Here is a 20599-nt window from a genome sequence, read left to right on the forward strand (position 1 = left end):
GAGTGCTAACGGAATATTAAGGAATGAAATATGCGATCCACACTTAAAACTCGCCTACTTTTCAGTAGTCTTTCTGCCGTTTTGATCACTGTTGCTGTGTTAGTGAGCATTTCAAGTTACTTTATTCGCAATAATGCATTAGAAAATACCCGACATGAAATCGACCAACTGGCAAACACTTTTGCTCAAGGTATCGGTTTGTGGATGCAAGATAGGAAAACGGCTATTACTAGCCTTAAAAAAACCATAGAAGCCGATCCCAGTGTGCAAGTGACACCCTATTTGCTTCAAGCCCATAATGCGATGGGGTTTGCGCTCACTTATTTTGGCGATGAACAAGGTGAAATGTACCGTCAAGATCCTGCACTCAATACTGCAAATTACGATCCTAGAATTCGGCCTTGGTATATGGACGCTAAAGCTGCGAACGCTATGGTTATGACCGCACCTTATGTCAGCGCAACGCTGAAAAAACAAGTCGTCACTATTGCTGAGCCCGTTATAGTATCAGGCCGACTTTTCGGTGTTGCGGCGGCTAACTTAACAATCGATCAGCTAACAGATGCAGTGCAGCGCTTACAAGTACCAGGCAAAGGCTACACTGTTATGGTCGATAATGCTGGACTCATTATTAGTCACCCCAATAGCCAGCTTAATACCCAGCAAATGGATAAAATAGATAGTAATTTTACCTCTGGCTGGTTATCCAAAAACGCAAGCGCCAATACGATGGAAGAACGCTATTTAGATGGCGCAACCAAACTGGTGTATGTTGCCGCCGTTCCTTCGACCGACTGGGCGCTGATTTTCGTGATGGATAAGCAGGAGATCATGTCACAGGCGACGGATCTCGCCTGGTGGATGTCAGTGATGGGGATCGCACTTTTAATTCTATTTGGTTTGATTTTAATTGGTATTTTTAAAATTCAGTTTAAAGATCTCGAACGCGTTGCCCAAGCCCTTAATGATATTGCCGAAGGTGATGGCGACTTAACCGTACGAATTCACACCGCAAACAGTCACGATGAAATAGGGATGTTGGCTTCAGGCTTTAACCGCTTTGTGGAACGTCTTCATGGCATGATCTCCCGCATGCATAAAATTGCGGGGCAACTTGAGTATCAAGCCCAAGGCAGCAGTGCTTCTGCGACGGATAATAGTCAACGTATTGCCGTTCAGCAGGATGAAGTGACAATGGTTGCGACTGCAGTTACCGAAATGGCCAGTGCAACCGAAGAGATAGCCAGTAATGCGGAGCATACTGCGCAAACGGCACAAAATGCAGTTAGTCTTTCTAATCATGGCCAAAAACAAGTAGTACAGAGCCAGCAATCCATTCGCAACCTAGCGAATGAGGTGGAAACCGCAGGCCGTATCATAGGTGAACTTAATGAGCACTCGCAGAAGATCAACAGTATTTTGTTGACTATTAGTGGCATTGCAGAGCAAACCAACCTGCTCGCCTTAAACGCGGCGATTGAGGCTGCAAGAGCTGGCGAACAAGGTCGTGGTTTTGCAGTGGTTGCCGATGAAGTGCGCGTATTATCGCAACGAACACATTCATCAACCCAAGAAATTCAAGCCATGATCGAAACCCTACAACAAACGGCAGCCAAAGCCGTAAAATCGATGACACAAAGTCATGGAATGGCAGAAACCAGTGTTGCCGATGCCAATTCTGCTAGCGAAAGTTTATTGCAAATAAGTAAAGCGATTAATGATATTTCAGATATGGCGAGCCAAATTGCCACGGCCGCCGAGGAACAAACCTCTGTCACCAGTGAGATAAACCGCAATACAGAGTCTATTCGTGAAGTCTCTGAAAATCTCTCAATTGAGGCGCAAACCTCTATGGTTCAAGCACAAGAACTCGCCCATTTAGCGGCTTCGCTCCAACAGGAAGTAAACCGCTTTAAGCTATAAGAAAGAAAAATCCTCTGATAAAACAATGCCCGACAATGGATAACATTATCGGGCATTGTTTTAATCACTAAGTTTTAATCACTAAGTCTTATTCATTAACCAATAATTGATGCTTTAACATCGAATGTTAAATGACTTTTTTAGCATTAGTGGGGTGTAGCTCGAGCGGCAGTATCGTATCAACAAAGATAGATCTTAAACCTTGATATCCCATCTCAATACGATTACCACCGTTCTTTTTGGCCTTATACATAGCCGTATCTGCACAGGAAATCAGTTGTTTCTCATCGATACCATGTTCCGGATACATAGCAATGCCGATGCTAGGTAATATTTGAACTTGCTGATCAATAAGCTCAAAGGGTTGATTAAGTACTTGTAAAATCTTTTGAGCCGTTACTAAGGTATTTTTAGCAGAATCAACTCGTTCGAGTAAAATCACAAATTCATCGCCACCAAAACGGGCAACTGTATCAGAGGCTCTCACACAGCCAAGTATACGCTGCGCCGTCACTTGCAGTAATAAATCCCCAACACTGTGTCCATAGGTATCATTTACCCACTTAAACTTATCAAGATCCAAATACAGTAAGGAAAAATAACTCCCTTCCCGATGAGCCCGAGATAGGGCTTTTTGGAACCTATCGTAAAACAGCGCTCTATTCGGTAATTGAGTTAATTGATCATACAAAGCAATATGCTCTAGGCGAGCTAGCATTTGTCGACGTTCAATAGCAAAGGCTATTTGGGTTGAAACAAACTCAACTAACTCATAATCTTGATATGTATAAGGTGCAGAAGTCGGGTCGGTATGCATCATTAACGCACCAATAACCCCTTTTTGTAACTTAAGCGGTACGCCAAGCCAGCTTAAACGGCTATTACCTAACTCGGCTGCGGCGCCTTTTGGATACTCGTTTAAGCTAATAGGGCAAAGTAATATCGATTCTGCATTTTGGATCACTTGTTCAGTAAATACGCGAAAACTTTCAATGTCTACAGCCGAGTTTTCTTGGGTGCTAACCCGATACGGAAAACTAAGCTCTTGTAAATCTTGATCATAAAGTGCAATAGCAAAATTCTCTGCAGGGAGTAACTTTGCCATAATTTGGTGAATATGTTGGTATAGTGCCAGTAAATCCTCTGTCACATGCACAGCTTCTGAGATTTCATACAAGGCCGCCTGTCTACGCTCGGCATTTTTTCTCTTCGTAATATCTCGAGCAACAGCGACACGCTGCTGATGGTCCTCTGACCAACGAGCAGACCAAAGAATATCGACTATTGAACCATCTTTTCGCACATAGCGATTTTCAAAGTCAACCTTAAAACGACCATCCATAATTTCTTTAGCTGTCGCTAACGTGCGCTCTCTATCTTCAGGTAATACAAGCTCTAGCATCTGCATACCAATCATTTCTTCTGGGGTGTAACCAAAAATTCGTTCTGCTCCTGCACTAACAAATTCAAACCGCCCCGTTTTATCGACAACACAGATCGCATCCAACAGCAGATCAATAAACTGACTTAGGGAAGTGTATTCATCATTATTCACGCAGATCTCCAATGACATCCAGAAAGCAAGTGTCTTTATTGGCTAAAAAGTTAACTAAGACATATACTTAAATCTAAATAGCCTACAAATTAGCTTAACCTTACCCGTCTTTGCATAGAGTGATTTATCAACTTGTTTGCTTATTCCAACAATAACACACTATTAGAGTAGGTTAATTTGCAAAACCAATCCATTCTCTATTGGCTTTAGGTTGCCATTCACTGATATCGGCAAACAAAGATAGTCATAACAACAATACATGACTCTTTTGAACATACTAAGTTGTTTGATATAAATAGATGATTAATCCATTTTAATGATGCTAGAGATTTGCGATTGAATTCATTAAGCTCACCACCTTATCGTCCCAGACAGTTGCGTCTGGGGTTAGCGATGTGGTCACATCAAAGCTGGCAAGACAGTGTTTACGGCCATCAAACTAAAGCAACAGAACGGCTCGCACACTATGCTCATATTTTCAATTCTGTTGAAGGTAATACCAGTTTTTATGCCACTCCAGCACCACAAACCGTTTTAAATTGGCACAGTGCGACTCCCGATAATTTTCGCTTCACGTTCAAATTGCCTCAACGTATTACCCATCAGAAACAGCTTCAAGATTGTAATCAAGATCTGCGGGATTTTTTCCATATTATGGCGCCATTAATCGAGAAAACAGGCATATGGAAAATCCAACTCCCCGCTCATTTTGGGCCTGAACAACTTCCAGTATTGGCACGATTTTTAGATCACGTTCCCCAAGGATTGACCTATGGCGTCGAAGTCAGGCACTTTGCATTTTTTGCCAAAGGTGATGCAGAGCGAACACTCAATCGATTGTTAATAGATAAAAAAGTCAATCGAATCATTATGGATAGCCGACCCGTATTTGCCCTACCGCCTTTCAATGAAACCATTATTGATGCCCACAAGAAAAAACCACGAGTTCCAGTGCACCCAATAGCCACAGCGAATAATCCCGTTGTACGCTTTATCGGCCAAGCCGACGGTACGCTGGCTCTGCTGACACAACTCGGAACCACAGCTTTACCTAAGGATAATGATGCCTTTTTTACCCATTGGCTTAAGCAACTCACACTCTGGTTGAACGAAGGCCGTGAGCCCTACTTATTTATTCATACCCCAGATAATCAAACTGCACCTGAACTCGCCGCTCGTTTATATCGCAAACTGCAGCTCCACATTGCAGAGCACATTCAACTCGCCGACATCAAACTGCTTGAGAAAAAAGCAGAGGAAAAGAGTGCACAAATGGGGTTAGATTGGTGAAAACTCACAGTCAACACGATGACGGATATATACATTTTTGATGTGCTAGAGTGTGTGGACGCTTCAGGATTATTCCTGTCGCAAGTGAACTCACTTTTCTGCAAGGTAACGTCCGTGCAGTACCGTTATTCAACATAAACGGTACTCAATGCTGCACTAAATACTGCGAAATTTATCGTCAAGCTGCTGCGCACAATCCAATTATTGCATTAGCCAAACATTGCATTAGCTAAAATAAACATACCACCAGAAAGTAGAATGGTAATCGGCAGGGTAAGTAACCAAGCAAGCATGATCTGCTTAATTGTCTGGCTTTGTAAGCCCGAACGATTCGCCACCATAGTGCCCGCTACTGCGGAAGATAAAATATGGGTCGTAGAAACAGGCATACCAGTCAGACTCGCCACCCCGATGGATGCCGCGGCCGTGACCTGCGCAGCGATACCTTGGCTATAGGTCATGCCAGATGAACCAATCTTTTCACCCACGGTATACACAATTCGGCGCCAACCGACTAAGGTGCCACAACCCAATGCGGTTGCAATCGCGATAATGACCCACAAGGGAGCATATTCAGTGATGATAGTCAGATCTTTACGCCACTTGGCGAGTGAACTTAATTCTTTTTTAGGCAGTTCGAGCTTGGATACTTTACGGGCCGTATCGTCGATACAGAGCAATAAACGGCGTACTTCACGGCGCTCTTCAACCCCCATCTCTTTAAAAGTGGATACTTTGCCCAAATGACGATCGAGTTGTGACATCGCAGGTAACACTGTCTCTGCCGAGCAATGAGTCAACATATTATCGGCAACATGGATATCAGCCTTAAAATCAACCAGCTCACCAATAGCGGTCTGATTACGATCATAAATAGCCATAATACGCCGATTCGCATCCTGCGTTCTTTCTAAGTCATAGGGCTGACTATTCATATCGAGGGCAAAATATGCAGGAGCCATACAGATCAATACGAGCATGACTAGGCCAATCCCCTTTTGACCATCGTTAGAACCATGGGCAAAACTGACCCCCATGGCAGATACAATTAAGCTGACCCTCGCCCAAAATGGTGGATGCTTTTTGCCATTGATTTGGATTTGTTCATCGGGTGTTCGGTGGATTTTATGTTTTTGCCAAATCGATTTCATCAGCAGTAAAAAAAACGCTGCCATCACAAAACCTAATGTCGGAGAAATGATCAGAGACAGCATAATCTGCGTGGCTTTAGTGGTGTTTATGCCATGTAAGATCGGTTGATCGTGTAGCCATGCAAATGCTCCACCCACTCCCATTATCGAGCCTATTAAGGTATGCGAACTTGATGCAGGAATGCCAAAATACCAAGTGCCTAAGTTCCAAATAATCGCCGAAACTAAGAGGGAAAACACCATTAATAACCCTTGGGTAGAATCCATGCCTAGTAAGGAATCGACAGGTAACAAATGCACTATCGCATAAGCTACACCTAAGCCACCTAATAATACGCCCGCAAAATTAAATAGCGCAGAGGTTACAACTGCAAGATTGGCTGGCATCGCTTTAGTATAGATAACCGTTGCCACCGCATTGGCCGTGTCGTGAAAGCCATTGATAAATTCATATGCAAGTACAAACAGCACCGCTAACACTAAACCAACAGACCATCCAAAACCTAACGTCGTAAATATTTCGAACATAAATAGCTAACCTATGACAAGGACGCCACAGATTACGCCCAAGTTTGGGGTCTTTTACAGTGAAAAATTATTTAGATTGTCAAAAAGTGAATGAGTCCTCAATAACTCAGTAGCATGCTTGCAATTAACACTCGCTTGATTTTTATTCGGCCCAATGAATATCTGTGCAGCAAAAAGAGGGAACACATCGATTCGATATTAGAGAAGCCATTTAAATAGAGTGCTCGTTACCATGAGTCGTTATCCCATGATCACCTAACCGAAATCGCTGTGGCGTCATCCCAAAACGCTCCTTGAAGGCTTTGATATAGGATGAATCATTTTGATAACCAATTTGGTGGGCCACATTCTGTATTGATAGGTCAGTGGCCAATAGTGATAGCGAATAGATCAGCCGTAAATGTTGACGCCATAATACAAATGAACAACCAAACTCCCTCACAAATAACCTCGACAATGTTCGTTCCGATGCTCCAACCATCTCCCCCCATTTTACTAAAGAGAAATCTAAAGCTGGCGTTTGAGTTAAGTGCTCAAAAATCAATTTTAGGCGCCTATCTTGCGGTATCAGTAACTTAAAAGTCTGCCCTCCCGCACTATTAATTTGATCGTATAACACCTCAAGCAAACGTAATATTGGCGCCTGTGCCATTGGCTCAATGTTCATTGAGGTATTTAATGCACATTGTTTTCTGAGCGTTAACACTAACTCCCTTAGAAAAGCACTCATAGCGACAGGTTTAATCGTGGCGCCATAATCTCGACCATACATAGGATTCAGATAGACGCCAATAAAGCAGGTATGAGCAATCGCAACAGACTCATGTACCACTCCTGCTGGCACAAAAAGCGCTGTGGTATGGGGAACTAAAAACAGTGCCCCATTTGCCTCTGTCTGTAACAGGCCTTGAAGCGGAAAAATAAGCTGATGCCAACAGTGCTGGTGTAAAACATCCACATACCCCTTTTGCATCTCAATCGTTTTTACAAATGAAGGCATATTAGGCGCTTGCTCAATAATGGCGTTAATCGAATCGAGTTGGCGACTTAGCATTATTACTTGTCCATATGACGTTATTCAGCCAAATAAAAGAATTGTAGCATAGCGTTATCCCACAAAAGACACAGGAACACTCAATGCATATTCATTGCATTATCCATGAAAGTTATGAAGGTCCAGGCTATTTTAGCGATTGGGCCGCAAGCAAAAACTACAGAATGAGCTTTAGCAGAGTCTATCTAGATGAAGCTCTACCTGAAGATAGTGATGGTTTTGATCTGTTAATTATCCTCGGTGGCCCCCAGTCTCCCGCCACATCCCAAAGCGATTGTCCATATTTTGATAGTCAAGCAGAACAAAGACTTATCAGGCAAGCTATCCAAACAAATAAAGCCGTTGTGGGGGTTTGTCTTGGAGCACAGTTAATCGGTGAGGCATTAGGTGCCCGTTATCAAAAGAGTCCACATGCCGAGATTGGTTACTTCCCTATTGAACTGACTGCGGCAGGAAAAAGTAATATTAACCTTAAGACATTTTCGACCACTGAAGTGGTCGGCCACTGGCATAACGACATGCCTGGCCTTACGCCCGATTGCGAAGTGCTAGCCACAAGTGAAGCTTGCCCGCGGCAAATTGTACGTTACACAAATTTAGTTTTTGGATTTCAATGCCATCTTGAATTTATCAGTAGCCAATTAACACCATTAATTGCCCAAGAAAATGCTTTTTCTTGCACACAGAAAATGCCCTATATTCAAAGCCCTGAGTTTATACTGGGGCAATCAACGGCTAGGATGAATCAGTTGCTGGGACATTTTTTAGATAATCTAGTCTTAGCCTATCAAGCCGTATATACCCCTAAGTAAAAAGTGGCTAAAGCCAAAACAAAAATGCCAGCTAAGTTAGCTGGCATTTTAGATTAATGACTCACAAATCGCTTATTGCAGATGGCCCGCGTTATAGAGTTCACGATCATCCTTAGCGGGCGGATTCCACTGATACATCCAAGTCTCAGACAGTGGTTGACCATCGACTTCTAAGTAAACTCTTAGGTTAATTGGCTCAACGCTGTCCTCTGGAGGCACTACATCAAACATAGCACGATAGCCATTAATCGATGCTAAAGGACGTGCTGATTCGATTTCTACACGGCCTTGTGAGGTACTGATCACCGCTTTTACTTGAGTATCTTTGCCTAACATAGGTAAAGTGCCACCAGCAAAATCGATAACAAAGCGCTTACTGTAATATTTGCGCTTCTGACCAACCACACCACCTAAACCAGTGAAAGTATCAACAACACGGGCACGAGGTGATTGCACAGGTGGAATGCCTCCCCAATACATGTTGTAGCTATAAAGCAACTCTTGACCTGGTAAAATAGGCTCTGCAGGGTTCCAAAATGCCACTATGTTATCGAAGGTTTCATCCAGCGTTGGGATTTCCACTAGCTGTACAGAACCTTTACCCCAACTTCCCGTAGGTTCAATCCATAAACTTGGACGTTTTTCGTAGAAAACACCGTCATCCTGATAATGATCAAAATTACGATCGCGCTGCATTAAACCAAAACCTCTTGGATTTTCATCGCTATAGGCGTTGAATCGCAGATTTTCTGGGTTAGCGAGTGGACGCCAAATCCATTCGCCACTCCCTGTATGCATTGCTAAGCCATCCGAATCGTGGATCTCTTGACGCCAGTCATAACCAGTACGGCGATCGTTTTCACCCACCATATACATACTGGTTAGTGGCGCGACACCTAAACGCTCAATCGCTTTACGGGGATAAATCGCCGCATCGACTTTCATCTTCAAACGCTCACCTGGCTCAATGTCAAAACGGTAAGCGCCAGTCACACTTGGAGAATCTAACAATGCATAGACGGTGGCAATATTCGAGCCTGGTTTAGGTTTCTCTAACCAGAAATGAGTAAACATTGGAAACTCTTCAGGTTTTGGTAATGCAGTATCAACCGCCAAACCACGGGCTGATAAACCGTATTGCATCTCTTGACCTACTGCTCGGAAATAACTCGCCCCAAGGAAAGCCACCACATCACGCTGCCAATCGGTATTAAACTGCATTCTAAATCCAGCAAAACCGAGATCTTTAGGTAGCTGACTTCCTTTCACTTTAGACTTGCCGTAATCAAACATCGATGGTGAGTATTCGATAAGTTTGGCCTTACTCTCATCTAACTCATAGATATGTACTGGCGTATCAAAATACAAACCTAGGTGAAATAATTCGGCACGAAACTCAGAATCCTGATCACGCCACATTGCCGCTTTTTTCTTAAAATGGAACTGCTGGTAATCATCCCAGCTCATCCCCTGCAGGCTTTTAGGCAGTTCGCCCTTGTGACTAACATAGGACTCAGCAGCAAGTGTACGAGCATGACCCTTAAGCCATGCATAACTGAACTCTTCGCCCTCTTGCGGCGCGCTCGCCTTACCTGCAGCGCAGGCGGAAAGACTTAGCAATACACTACAGGTCAGCAATACACTGCCAACCATACGTTGCAAACGTCCACGAGTAGATTGAATTTCAACTGATGACGGCATAGCCATCAATTCACGGTTAACATTTCTTTGTTCGGGAAATAAATTGGGTTGCATAAGCAGACTCTGAATTGGTGTAACTTCCTGACACTTCGCTGCACATATAAGCAATATGCAATGACTGCCCTGTGGAGAACTGTTGATGACAATGATAACCATACCTTTATCTCCATCAGTTCGCCAGAATCTAACATAATTTCAGCACAATGGAATACGGCACGGCGGCTATTTTCAATACTGCCGTCAGTTTATGAAAATAGTATTAAAAAGGGCTACACAATGTAGCCCTTAATAAACGGTTAATCACAAACTGAATTACTTCAGATCAACAGCCACTTTACGTCTGTTATGGGCAATAATCAGCGCTACGAGGCAGATAACGCCCACCGCAATCCCCACAGGTTGGCTCAAAGATTGAGGTAAACCAAGCCCTATGCCCGCGGTAACGATATAGGAAACCGTCACACAGGTTCCAGCGATGGCAGGCAAACTCACAATCCAATGGAAAGTGCCTCTATCGAATAAATATTTCGTCGCTAGCCACAGTACACTGGTCGATAACAACATATTTGAGAAGGCAAAGTAGCGCCAAATCAATGAAAAATCGATCTTAGTCATAAAGTAAGCAATAGTAAGGATAGGTGCTGCGACTAATAAACGATTACGCATACTTTGTGGAATATTAAATGCGTCAATTATCGTTAAACGTAAGGATCTGAAAGCAGTATCTCCTGAAGTGATAGGGAATACAGCCACAGCAATAATCGCCATCACGCCGCCCAGTACACCAAGATAGGTTGTCGCCACTTGGTTAACCACTAAGCCCGGACCACCTTGATCCAGCAGGCTCTTCAGTTCAACATATCCACCAGGGAAAGCGGCAATACCCGCCGTTGCCCAGACACATGCCACAATACCTTCAGCAACCATAGCGCCATAATAAACAGGACGAACGTATTTCTCGTTGGTTAAACAGCGGGCCATAATCGGTGCTTGAGTCGAATGGAAACCACTAATTGCACCACAGGTAATAGTCACAAACAGCAGTGGCCATACAGGTAAACCATCTGGGTTAGGCTCGAGTAAGTCATTGTTATAGTGGCTATGGTCAAAATAGGCGAACACATCACCCATTTCTGGTAACTGCGGAGCATGGAGCATTAATGCAACTGCAATTGAGGTGGTCATAACGACCATTAACAAACCAAATGCGGGATATAGCTTGGTAATAATTTTATCAATCGGCAACATAGTCGCTAAAAAGTAATAAGCTAAAATCACTAACACCCAGAAGGTATTATTACCAAAAATAGTGTCTTTAAAGTAATCGAGATTACTTAAAAGCCCCGCAGGACTCATAATAAATACCACACCCACAAAAAACAGCAGCATGGCAGTAAAGAGCAGCATCACGCCTTTAAAATAGATATTAAAGTAATGGCCTGCAATTTCCGGCAGACTCTTACCATCTTCCTTAATACTGAGTACGCCCGAAAAATAATCGTGTACAGCACCGCCAATAATATTACCAAGCACAATCCACACTAAAGCAATTGGACCATAGAGAGCACCCAGAATAGGACCAAAAATTGGACCTACCCCAGCCACATTGAGGAACTGGATCAAAAACGCTTTGACGGGGTGAACAGGAACATAATCCACGCCATCTTTAAATCTGGCTTGAGGAGTCAGTGCCTTAGGATCAATACCCGCTTGGCGTTCAACAAATGGACTGTAAAACCGGTATGCAAGCGCTAACAGCACAAGACAAATGAAGAAAATTAACATTATTTAATTACCCATACTTTAGTGGGAGATGATTAAATGACGAGTTTCATTGAGTTATGCCGTGAGGTCAAGCAACTCAGCATTAGACTAAGGTAGGGTTGCTAATACGAAATCAGCTTAATCTCAGTTCAAGCAAGGCCTGAGTATCTTCGCTTTCTTTGATTTGTTGACCTGTCAAAATAAATCCCTGCCGAAAAAGTGCCCGTAACGAGGCATGATTATGCTTAGCGACATGGGCGAATAGTGGTCGAACTGAAGTGAGGGGCAAAAATACCTTCAATGCCTGAGTCGCAATGCCCTGCCCCCCAGTATTCACGCCCGATCCAGTAACCGAGCAGTGACTGCCCTTTGTGTTGAAAATTGACGATATTCCCCACAAGCCTCCCGTCAACCCAAATAGCACGAGACAACACTTGCTTGCTATACAAAATATTCTGTTGCCAATGGGCAAAAAAGGCTTCGCGCTCCCGAGGTGGAAACTGAGCAAGGTGATGGGCTATGGGATCACTTTGATGGCTAAAAAATACCTCAAGATCACTGATTTCGATGGCTCGCAGATTGACGCTTTGCGTTGTTACAGAATGCATTTCTGGATCCGTTTGTGCACCGTTTCCCATTGCTTTACCTCCCTTTCTATCTCAATAAAAGACAGCATGCCACATTCTAGGTGATTAAGCTCAAGCAAAAAAATAGACGCATAACCGAGAATAAGTTAGCGTCCGAAGAGGCAAAATTGCCGAAATTGAAGTTTTAAAATTGACAGACTAAATAAAAATAAGCGCAAAAACGGGCGCCCCTAATACCATAGCAATACCGATAAAGATCATGGTTAAACTCGCTATTACGCCTTCTTGCTGACCAAGCTCAGTCGCTTTAGCCGCGCCTGCACCATGGGCGGAAGCTCCCAGTGCAACCCCTTTACCTAAAGAAGTACGAATGCGCATTAGTTTAAATAAGGGTTCGCACACTAACATCCCTATAATCCCCGTGATCAGTACCATCATAGCGGTCAGCTCTGACACACCACCAAAGGCGCTCGTTGCCTCCATAGCAAAGGGGGTTGAAACCGAACGAACTAATAAACTTTTAGAAAGCTCGGCAGGTAAAGGAATAAATTTGACGAGCAACCACGTTGATATCATTCCCAAAAATAATCCAGCAACAACACCAAGGGTGATAGTGAGTGGATACTGACAGATTAATTTGCGCTCACGGTAAATAGGCAGTGCAAAAGCAATTGTTGCGGGAGCTAACATCGCCATCAACCAATGGGTATATTCAAAATAAGTGGGTAATGGAATGTTTAGATTAAACACCAGCAAAATGATCATCACAGGCGCAAATACTATGGGTGCAAGCCACCATACTTTATGGTGCTTGTATAAACTTTTAGCTCCGTAGTAACAAAATACCGTTAACAATAAACTGATTAAGGCTAAAACGGTTTGCGACATTAGAAAATCCATCACTTTTGAATCGGCCATGGCTAAACAACCTTAGCATGGCGACGAGCATGCTTTTTGATATTCAACTGGCGTTCAAAACGAAACACTCTATCCACAACAAAGCCCGTTCCCACCATCACGCATATACTCCCAATGACCAGAGTAAACATGATATTGACACCATACTGCTCAAACAGCCCTTCGTACTTGATAACCGATATCACAGGTGGAATAAAAAACAGTAATAGCTCACCAATTAACCAAGCAGCGCCAAGCTGTACAGCACGCTCAGGTATCAATTTTGATATAAGTAAAATCAATAAGATACCTAATCCTAGTACACTGCCAGGTAGGGGTAAGTGCGCCCAAATAGCAAACCAATGACAAGCAAGAGACAGTAAACAAAAGAGACCGATTTGGATTAACAGCAAAGCCCCATGACGACATCGACATATTGTGGCTTGTAGGAATGACATGATGTTCTCAATCAACACTAAATTTCTATAACACCATTTTACCGCTTGTCTATTCAATAAAAAAAATGAATATTAAGAATGTAATCCATGAATTTAAAGAATGAAGTTAACAGTGAGGCATAATGGATCTAAAGGTTATCCGCTATTTTATTGAAATCGTCGATGCGGGTGGTTTCGGTAAAGCCTGCGAAAAAGTGCACCTAACTCAGCCAGCGCTTTCTAAAGCCGTGCGTCAGTTAGAGGAAGAACTCGATCTCACCTTGCTTGAACGTGGCAAACGTGGCACCCAAGTTAAACTCACCCCTGCAGGAGAAGTTGTCTATCGCCACGGAAAAGACTTACTCGATGGCCGCAAACGCATGTTAGCGGAGCTTGCAGCACAACGTAATTTAAGCGCAGGAGAACTCAACCTCGGTTTAGCGCCTCTAGGCAGCGCCGAAATCTTTGCGCCTATCATTGCCAAATACCGCCAGCAATACCCACAAATTGAAATGCATTTGCTCGTGCGTGGTGGTGTAGAACAAACTTCGGCGATTCAAAAAGGGGAAATAGAACTGGCTACTGGTATTATTGATTTCGATGATGGCTATGATGGTATCCGCGTATTTAACGATCCAATGGTGGTCGTGCTCCCCAAGGAAAATCCATTAGCCTCCAGAGAACATCTATTCATTACCGACTTAAACCATCAGCCCCAAGTGATGTTTGAAACTGAATATACACTTTATCAATTAGTTCTAACGGCTTGCCAAGCGGCAGGATTTACCCCTCAAAATATCACTCGAGTCAGCCAAGCTGATTTCGGCATTGCTTTAGTCGCGGCAGGAACGGGCATTATGGTGCTGCCACGCTCAATTGCGCGACGCTACAGTGTCTCAGGGGTAGTCAATATTCCCCTAGCGAGTGACGAATTACGCTGGGAACTATCACTCTTCTGGCGTAAGGAGCAAGTTCTATCCTTTGCAGCCCAAGCCATGATCAATTTGGTTAAGAAACATTTGGCGAAAGCCTAATCGCCCCATAAAAGTGATCTCACTTTGTTTTATCCAAGCTAATCCATTAGAGTGAAATTGCATAAATTCACAAAAACCTTAATAAGAGACACCATCAAAACAGGCCCGTTTTCACCGCGACAAAGGATAAATACAGATAACAATATCTATTTAACCAATGTTTAAATAAAAACACTAAACCAAATAGTTAATTGAAAAATATAAACTAAAATAAAATAAATTCTCTATAACAACCATTCAACCTCTTGAGTACAATTTAAATACAGCCCCTATTGGTTAAACCGTTTCTACGACCACCTTATGAAACGCCCTTTTTTAAAATGAATTTATAGTCACATTTAAAGCATAATTATTGACACGACAATTACTTATGCCTATAGTCGCCACACTGCACACTGATAGTGAAATCGACAAGAGAGTTTTAAATGAAAAAATCCATGTTATTAGGCGGCCTGACCTTAACTGCCACCTTGTTGTTAGCTGGATGCGGAAAAAGCGATGACGTGTTAGTCGTTGGCACTAATGCCGCCTTCCCTCCTTTTGAATATGTTGGCGGCCAAAGTGGCGATGAAATCAAAGGCTTTGATATCGATCTGGCCAAGCAAATCGCTAAAGACGCCGGCAAGACGCTCAAAGTCGAGAACATGAAGTTCGATTCACTGATCGTCGCACTCAATTCAGGCAAGATTGATTTTATCGCCTCAGGTATGACGATAACCGCTGAACGTCAAGCAAACGTCAACTTCTCTGACCCTTACTACGAAGCGACTCAAGTGGTACTCGTCAACAAAGATAACGATAGCATTCATACGCTTGAAGATATTAAAGACAAACACTTTGCGGTGCAGTTAGGCACAACCGCTGACATTATGTCGAAAAAATACACGCAAAATATCACCGCCTTTAATACGGGTTTCGAAGCCATTATGGAGCTTAAAAATGCCAAGGTAGATTTAGTGTTATTTGACAGCGAACCTGCCGCTAACTATCTGGCTAAAAATCCTGAATTAAAGATGATCAAACTGGATTTTCCTGCTGAGTTTTATGGCTTTGCGGTCTCAAAAGAACAACCTGAACTGCTGGCGAGCATCAATAAAACACTGGCTAACATGAAAGCTGACGGCCAATATCAGACGCTCGTTTCTACCCATATAAAGTGATATCAGCATGATAGACGCAATTAATACCTCGCTGTTTAGCCCGATTGGCGAAGATGGCATGATAGGCATGCTGCTGATATTAAATGGTTTAAAAGTGACGTTAGTCGTCACTTTCTTCGCCATGTTATTAGGCGCAGTGTTAGGCATTGGCACCACCTTTATGAAGATGTCGTCTAAGTGGTATATCCGCTTCCCCGCCAATCTTTATGTCGGTGTGATCCGTGGCACCCCAGTAGTTGTGCAATTAGTGATCCTTTACTTCATCGTGCTTTCAGCCTTAGATGTCGATAAGATCACTGCCGCCATTATCGCTTTTGGTCTCAATAGCGGCGCGTATATTTCTGAGATAATCCGCGCAGGGATTCAAGCCGTTGATAAAGGTCAAACCGAAGCGGCACGTTCACTTGGCTTGTCCCAAGCCATGACCATGAAGTCGATTATTCTGCCCCAAGCGATTAAGAATATTCTGCCCGCACTTGGTAATGAATTTATCGTGCTCCTCAAAGAAACCGCCGTCATTGGCTTTATCGGTGGCGTTGACCTTATGCGCGCCGGTGAAATCATCCGTAGCCGTACCTTCGAGGACAGTGTGCCCTTATTTACCTGCGCACTCATCTACTTATTCCTAACCTACAGCTTCACGTTTGTGCTGTCGAAATTTGAAAAGAGGTTGAAACAAAGTGATTAAAATAACCAACCTGCATAAAAACTTCGGCGATAACCAAGTGCTTAAAGGCATTAACGAGCATATTCGTCAGGGCGAAGTGGTGAGCGTGATCGGTCCAAGCGGCAGTGGCAAGAGTACCTTTTTGCGCTGTATTAATCTGTTAGAGCAGCCAAGCCAAGGCGATATTGAGATTGAAGGTCAATTGATCACAGCGCCAAACGCCTGCGTCGATAAACTGCGGCAAAAAGTGGGCATGGTGTTTCAAAACTTTAATCTGTTCCCCCATAAAACTGTCATCCAAAACATCACTTTAGCGCCCATTAGTCTAAAACTGATGACGCCAGATCAAGCCGAGACCAAAGCCCTCGACCTACTGGCACAGGTTGGTTTAAGTGACAAAGCTAATGCCTACCCCGCCAGTTTATCGGGCGGCCAAAAGCAAAGGGTCGCCATTGCCCGCGCATTGGCCATGGAACCAGACTTGATGCTGTTCGATGAGCCAACATCGGCACTCGATCCCGAAATGGTCGGTGATGTATTAGACGTGATGAAAGATTTAGCGCTAAAGGGCATGACCATGGTCATTGTCACCCACGAAATGGGCTTTGCGCGCGATGTATCCGATCGCGTGATCTTTATGGACGGCGGTTATGTAGTCGAATCAAGTCCGCCAGATGAGCTATTCACCCATCCGAAAGAAGCCCGTACCCAAGCATTTTTAAGCAAAGTATTGCGTTAGCTTAAGCGGCTTAAGTCCTGTCCCTCATGCTCACTGTCATGACCTTTATAAGTACGTGCAGTGAGCAAAGGATTCAAATTAGGATCCCAACATTCAACGTTCATGACAAAGACTAAATTAGACAAGTCAGGATACAATCATCTTTCACAACACCATAAAAATTATGCCGTTGAATTAACAGGAATTGAACTAAAGCTAAATAGCCGTTTATCAGTTCAGGGAGTTTATTGTCATTGTGTCTCCAGCGACACGCCATGAATATGTCCTTATAGGCTCGACGGCGACATCCATGTCGCCAACGCTCACTGGTGAGCCAATGCCAATTTTAACTACCAGTTTTGCTATATATACGTAAAAAGCTAGTAGACATAAATGGGTTAGAATTCTTGCTCTAATCTATGATTTTCGAATTAAAATTGCTATGGATTAACGCCGCGCTCTAGGACAAAGCGCAGCGTAGGTTTGTCCCAGAGCGCCTTGTTATGCGCTTGCCGCTTCACTTAAATCAATCTCCATTGGAATCTGATATGAATTTGTGTAAAGGCTAGCTTTAAATGATGCCCTCGGCGTGATCAGGACTTTTCCATCTTTTACTGAAATTGTACCGACCAGAGGAAATATATCCGATGGTCCCTTAAGATCAACAAACCTTTTAGTGAAAGTAGCACCTGTTTTGTGGTTAATGTATTTTACAAGCCCATGAGATGCTTCGCCATTTGGGCGCAATTTATATGAAACCAAAACCGAATATAACTTAGTATGTTTTGCCTTAACCGGAAGCTCGACCGCAGAACCAAATCTTTCCACTTCGTTTGAAGCAAGCTTGATTTTTTCGGTTTTTTCTATGCTCAACTTACAAAGGTGCTCAAGACACTCAAAGGTACTGCGAATTACAAATTGTTCAAGTTCGGACTCATTAAATGATTTTAATTTCTCAAAATTTACACCACAGTCTATATATCTAAGCCACTTTTCTGGTGTTCTATCGGAAAAAACCATCGAGCCTTCTGGAATAGCATTTGTGTAGTTTACATATAGGTGATCGAATTCTCCGAGGGATAATCCATTTGCACCAAGTATTGTGGCTATACGAGCACCCCAGTAATGAAGCAGCTTAGGAAATTTGAAAAAGCTAGAACAACTCGAAGGTAGACTTTTACCTGTCTCATATAGGGAGTCGCTAGCGTAATACCTAATATCTATTAATGCTTTTTCCATTTATATATCCGATCTCTCTTCACGCATAAGCCGAAAACAGCTGCTGCTTTGTAGTGGATTGTTTTGCGGTAGCGTAGCAAAACAAGGAACAAAAAAGCCATCAGGCTGGTTTGCATTGTTATGTGTTACTCACAGAATGGACAAAATAAGTTGTTCATGAACTCTAGTGGATCAATATTGCAGCTAGGTAGTAGAACCGTAACTCTACCGTGCTTTTGACATTCTATTTCTTGGAAGCCACCTTCTGCTTTTAAAGTACTTATTTCCAGATCGCTCCAGCCGCACCAAGGGCAACATTTTATCTCAGCTTCAGTGATAGCAGCTATTTCCTGCTCCCAATTACACTCTCCGCAATGGACTTTGCGAATCGTTCTGGCTTCTGTGAGATTTATTACTTTGGGTCTTTCGATCATTAAGATTCCCTACACATAACGTTGGGTATAAGCGGCTCCGCGTTAGCGAATAATACATCAAGCCATCCATTTTAAACCAACAACATAATGCACTTTTGGTTTGCCTTTAACCAGCGATGGCTTTGTTAAGCAACTGAAATCATTCAGTTGTGCAGGGTGTTCACTGGAAGCAAGATATTCCGATAATACCTATTCTTGCTCCCAATTATCCCCTTCTCGGCGACAAACATAGTCATAGTAAAGGGTGGAACCAAAGGGCTGAAATTCCATCTCAATGCCGTTTTCGTAATACTGACCATTTTCGCAGTCCATTCTGTCATTAAGTCGTACTAAGGCATCATGAATACCACCACGTCTAGCATTAATAAGCATCTTGACGAGAATCTCTCTTTGCTGGACAGTTAGTGACTTTAAGAACTCATTTATTTCTGAATTTTCCTGCCTGTTTGGATAGCTCCCTTCTTGCAAGACCCATTTTTCAAATACTCCATCATGTAACTGAGTAAACTCGTCAACAAAGCTTTTCCACAATTCAACTGAACTCATTTTTTCTCCTGAGAGCATAACGCAGTACCCATGCGCGTGAACTTGTGAATGCCGCGGGTCTCGAATGCCTCACTCTGTTATGTGTCTGCAGCTTCATTAAACAAAATCCTGTTTGAAAACGGATCTGTTACAGTAAAGCAACGATCGCCCCAAGGCGCATCTTCAATACTAGGTTTGTTGTATTTATATGGCTTAGAAGTCACATGAGCAAACAATTTATCAAGTTCACTCACATTCACTAAAATCTTACAGTCAGGAGTTTCAAATTTTTTTTGAAACTAATACCTGCTTTGATCACATTGTTTTTTACGTAAACCTGCTTAAAATGCTGCCATTGAATTTGTATTCCTTAATGATTTGGAGCCGTTACATGAGTGATTTAAGTTTCTTCGCCAAAAAGCGCTACACCACTAAGGCCTTTGATCCAACTAAGACGATTCCTGCGGATAAAATTGCGGAAATCAAAACCTTATTGCAGTTCAGCCCATCCTCAACCAACTCACAGCCTTGGCATTTTGTATTAGCAAGCACGGCAGAGGGTAAAGCTCTAGTTGCCCAAGCAACTGAAAATTACGCCTTTAACACTCAAAAAATTCTTAATGCATCCCATGTTGTCGTGCTTTGTACTCGCACCCAGTTAGATGAAGCGCATTTGCTAAAAGTACTTGAGCAAGAAGCAAAAGATGGTCGTTTTGCTAATGAAGAAGCCAAGCAAGGTCAACATAATGGGCGCTCATTTTTTGCCAATATGCATAAATATGAACTGAAAGATGCCCAGCATTGGATGGAAAAACAAGTCTATTTAGCGTTGGGAACCTTAATGCTCGGCGCAAGCGTGTTAGATATTGATGCGTGTCCAATTGAAGGTTTTGATGCCACTAAACTGAACCAAGTTTTAGGTCTGCGGGAAAAAGGCCTATGTGCTTCAGTGGTCGTTGCCCTCGGTTATCGCTCAGAGGAAGACTTCAACGCTAAATTACCTAAATCACGTTTAGCACAAGACGTTATCTTTACCGAGATCTAAAAACGGCTTAAGTTCTTCAAAAATGTCCTTGATTTAATTGAATTTAAATAAGGGCATTTTTTATTATTGCGTTTGCTAATCTACAGCATCCCTCTTCTT

The 20599-nt window shown here is 43.0% G+C and carries 17 protein-coding genes and 2 pseudogenes; 8 read left to right on the plus strand and 11 right to left on the minus strand.

Features of this window, described 5'->3' with window-relative positions:
* The first annotated feature begins 30 nt into the window (after positions 1 to 30).
* Positions 31 to 1923: a methyl-accepting chemotaxis protein gene (locus JEZ96_RS15030; RefSeq protein ID WP_025007611.1), complete on the plus strand. Its 1893-nt coding sequence runs from the start codon at positions 31 to 33 to the stop codon at positions 1921 to 1923.
* A 127-nt stretch (positions 1924 to 2050) separates the two neighbouring features.
* Here the strand turns inward: JEZ96_RS15030 and JEZ96_RS15035 are convergent, their stop codons facing one another.
* Entirely contained in the window at positions 2051 to 3478 is a 1428-nt protein-coding gene (locus JEZ96_RS15035) for a sensor domain-containing protein (RefSeq protein ID WP_025007610.1), read from the minus strand.
* A 393-nt stretch (positions 3479 to 3871) separates the two neighbouring features.
* Between JEZ96_RS15035 and JEZ96_RS15040 the strand changes: the two genes are divergently transcribed.
* Positions 3872 to 4768 carry a DUF72 domain-containing protein gene (locus JEZ96_RS15040; RefSeq protein ID WP_011788305.1) on the plus strand — a complete coding sequence of 299 codons (897 nt, stop codon included), beginning with the start codon at positions 3872 to 3874 and terminating at the stop codon, positions 4766 to 4768.
* A gap of 209 nt (positions 4769 to 4977) precedes the next feature.
* On the opposite strand, the gene JEZ96_RS15045 is transcribed toward JEZ96_RS15040, so the two are convergent.
* The gene (locus JEZ96_RS15045; protein WP_011919870.1) at positions 4978 to 6447 is read right to left on the minus strand and encodes an inorganic phosphate transporter; all 1470 of its coding nucleotides are present in this window, start codon (positions 6445 to 6447) and stop codon (positions 4978 to 4980) included.
* Positions 6448 to 6658: 211 nt separating this feature from the next.
* Complete coding sequence (locus JEZ96_RS15050) at positions 6659 to 7501, minus strand: AraC family transcriptional regulator (RefSeq protein WP_025007608.1); 843 nt, start codon at positions 7499 to 7501, stop codon at positions 6659 to 6661.
* A gap of 83 nt (positions 7502 to 7584) precedes the next feature.
* Between JEZ96_RS15050 and JEZ96_RS15055 the strand changes: the two genes are divergently transcribed.
* Complete coding sequence (locus JEZ96_RS15055; protein WP_025007607.1) at positions 7585 to 8313, plus strand: type 1 glutamine amidotransferase; 729 nt, start codon at positions 7585 to 7587, stop codon at positions 8311 to 8313.
* Between the two features lie 72 nt (positions 8314 to 8385).
* Here the strand turns inward: JEZ96_RS15055 and JEZ96_RS15060 are convergent, their stop codons facing one another.
* From JEZ96_RS15060 to JEZ96_RS15080, 5 genes and pseudogenes are all read right to left on the minus strand, one after another.
* Positions 8386 to 10068 carry a glucan biosynthesis protein gene (locus tag JEZ96_RS15060; RefSeq protein WP_041408330.1) on the minus strand — a complete coding sequence of 561 codons (1683 nt, stop codon included), beginning with the start codon at positions 10066 to 10068 and terminating at the stop codon, positions 8386 to 8388.
* Between the two features lie 258 nt (positions 10069 to 10326).
* Positions 10327 to 11799 (minus strand): carbon starvation CstA family protein, encoded by a 1473-nt coding sequence (locus JEZ96_RS15065; RefSeq protein WP_011788300.1) that lies wholly within the window; start codon positions 11797 to 11799, stop codon positions 10327 to 10329.
* Positions 11800 to 11911: 112 nt separating this feature from the next.
* Positions 11912 to 12416: pseudogene (locus JEZ96_RS15070) on the minus strand (GNAT family N-acetyltransferase).
* 147 nt (positions 12417 to 12563) lie between these two features.
* Positions 12564 to 13283, minus strand: a complete 720-nt coding sequence (locus JEZ96_RS15075; RefSeq protein WP_128090259.1) for an LrgB family protein — start codon at positions 13281 to 13283, stop codon at positions 12564 to 12566.
* Positions 13284 to 13285: 2 nt separating this feature from the next.
* Positions 13286 to 13720 carry a CidA/LrgA family protein gene (locus JEZ96_RS15080; RefSeq protein ID WP_014611199.1) on the minus strand — a complete coding sequence of 145 codons (435 nt, stop codon included), beginning with the start codon at positions 13718 to 13720 and terminating at the stop codon, positions 13286 to 13288.
* A gap of 122 nt (positions 13721 to 13842) precedes the next feature.
* On the opposite strand from JEZ96_RS15080, the gene JEZ96_RS15085 reads away from it, so the two are divergent.
* The 4 genes from JEZ96_RS15085 to JEZ96_RS15100 all read left to right on the plus strand — a co-directional run bounded on the left by JEZ96_RS15085 (position 13843) and on the right by JEZ96_RS15100 (position 17299).
* The gene (locus tag JEZ96_RS15085; protein WP_011788296.1) at positions 13843 to 14733 is read left to right on the plus strand and encodes a LysR family transcriptional regulator; all 891 of its coding nucleotides are present in this window, start codon (positions 13843 to 13845) and stop codon (positions 14731 to 14733) included.
* A 425-nt stretch (positions 14734 to 15158) separates the two neighbouring features.
* The gene (locus JEZ96_RS15090; RefSeq protein ID WP_025007606.1) at positions 15159 to 15893 is read left to right on the plus strand and encodes a basic amino acid ABC transporter substrate-binding protein; all 735 of its coding nucleotides are present in this window, start codon (positions 15159 to 15161) and stop codon (positions 15891 to 15893) included.
* 7 nt (positions 15894 to 15900) lie between these two features.
* Positions 15901 to 16581, plus strand: coding sequence for an amino acid ABC transporter permease (locus tag JEZ96_RS15095; protein ID WP_011788294.1), 681 nt, complete (start codon positions 15901 to 15903; stop codon positions 16579 to 16581).
* The gene (locus JEZ96_RS15100) at positions 16574 to 17299 is read left to right on the plus strand and encodes an amino acid ABC transporter ATP-binding protein (RefSeq protein WP_025007605.1); all 726 of its coding nucleotides are present in this window, start codon (positions 16574 to 16576) and stop codon (positions 17297 to 17299) included. Before JEZ96_RS15095 ends, JEZ96_RS15100 begins: the two co-directional genes overlap by 8 nt.
* Positions 17300 to 17779: 480 nt before the next feature.
* Here the strand turns inward: JEZ96_RS15100 and JEZ96_RS15105 are convergent, their stop codons facing one another.
* From JEZ96_RS15105 to JEZ96_RS19675, 3 genes and pseudogenes are all read right to left on the minus strand, one after another.
* A complete protein-coding gene (locus JEZ96_RS15105) occupies positions 17780 to 18517 on the minus strand; it encodes a hypothetical protein (protein ID WP_025007604.1) in 738 nt (245 codons plus the stop codon).
* Positions 18518 to 19119: 602 nt separating this feature from the next.
* Positions 19120 to 19476: a DUF6547 family protein gene (locus JEZ96_RS15110; RefSeq protein ID WP_233058891.1), complete on the minus strand. Its 357-nt coding sequence runs from the start codon at positions 19474 to 19476 to the stop codon at positions 19120 to 19122.
* A 77-nt stretch (positions 19477 to 19553) separates the two neighbouring features.
* Positions 19554 to 19724 (minus strand): annotated as a pseudogene (locus tag JEZ96_RS19675) (glyoxalase superfamily protein); the annotation flags it as partial.
* A 122-nt stretch (positions 19725 to 19846) separates the two neighbouring features.
* On the opposite strand from JEZ96_RS19675, the gene nfsB reads away from it, so the two are divergent.
* Positions 19847 to 20500, plus strand: coding sequence for an oxygen-insensitive NAD(P)H nitroreductase (gene nfsB, locus JEZ96_RS15115; RefSeq protein WP_025007602.1), 654 nt, complete (start codon positions 19847 to 19849; stop codon positions 20498 to 20500).
* Positions 20501 to 20599: the final 99 nt, after the last annotated feature.

This window comes from Shewanella putrefaciens, assembly GCF_016406325.1.
Classification (GTDB): domain Bacteria; phylum Pseudomonadota; class Gammaproteobacteria; order Enterobacterales; family Shewanellaceae; genus Shewanella; species Shewanella putrefaciens.

Excerpts from the sequence above, each read along its gene's own strand:
- JEZ96_RS15030 (WP_025007611.1), top strand. The coding sequence starts at position 31 with ATGCGATCCACACTTAAAACTCGCCTACTTTTCAGTAGTCTTTCTGCC.
- JEZ96_RS15040 (WP_011788305.1), top strand. The coding sequence starts at position 3,872 with ATGTGGTCACATCAAAGCTGGCAAGACAGTGTTTACGGCCATCAAACT.
- JEZ96_RS15045 (WP_011919870.1), bottom strand. The coding sequence starts at position 6,447 with ATGTTCGAAATATTTACGACGTTAGGTTTTGGATGGTCTGTTGGTTTA.
- JEZ96_RS15050 (WP_025007608.1), bottom strand. The coding sequence starts at position 7,501 with ATGCTAAGTCGCCAACTCGATTCGATTAACGCCATTATTGAGCAAGCG.
- JEZ96_RS15055 (WP_025007607.1), top strand. The coding sequence starts at position 7,585 with ATGCATATTCATTGCATTATCCATGAAAGTTATGAAGGTCCAGGCTAT.
- JEZ96_RS15060 (WP_041408330.1), bottom strand. The coding sequence starts at position 10,068 with ATGCAACCCAATTTATTTCCCGAACAAAGAAATGTTAACCGTGAATTG.
- JEZ96_RS15065 (WP_011788300.1), bottom strand. The coding sequence starts at position 11,799 with ATGTTAATTTTCTTCATTTGTCTTGTGCTGTTAGCGCTTGCATACCGG.
- JEZ96_RS15075 (WP_128090259.1), bottom strand. The coding sequence starts at position 13,283 with ATGGCCGATTCAAAAGTGATGGATTTTCTAATGTCGCAAACCGTTTTA.
- JEZ96_RS15080 (WP_014611199.1), bottom strand. The coding sequence starts at position 13,720 with ATGTCATTCCTACAAGCCACAATATGTCGATGTCGTCATGGGGCTTTG.
- JEZ96_RS15085 (WP_011788296.1), top strand. The coding sequence starts at position 13,843 with ATGGATCTAAAGGTTATCCGCTATTTTATTGAAATCGTCGATGCGGGT.
- JEZ96_RS15090 (WP_025007606.1), top strand. The coding sequence starts at position 15,159 with ATGAAAAAATCCATGTTATTAGGCGGCCTGACCTTAACTGCCACCTTG.
- JEZ96_RS15095 (WP_011788294.1), top strand. The coding sequence starts at position 15,901 with ATGATAGACGCAATTAATACCTCGCTGTTTAGCCCGATTGGCGAAGAT.
- JEZ96_RS15105 (WP_025007604.1), bottom strand. The coding sequence starts at position 18,517 with ATGGAAAAAGCATTAATAGATATTAGGTATTACGCTAGCGACTCCCTA.
- JEZ96_RS15110 (WP_233058891.1), bottom strand. The coding sequence starts at position 19,476 with ATGAGTTCAGTTGAATTGTGGAAAAGCTTTGTTGACGAGTTTACTCAG.
- nfsB (WP_025007602.1), top strand. The coding sequence starts at position 19,847 with ATGAGTGATTTAAGTTTCTTCGCCAAAAAGCGCTACACCACTAAGGCC.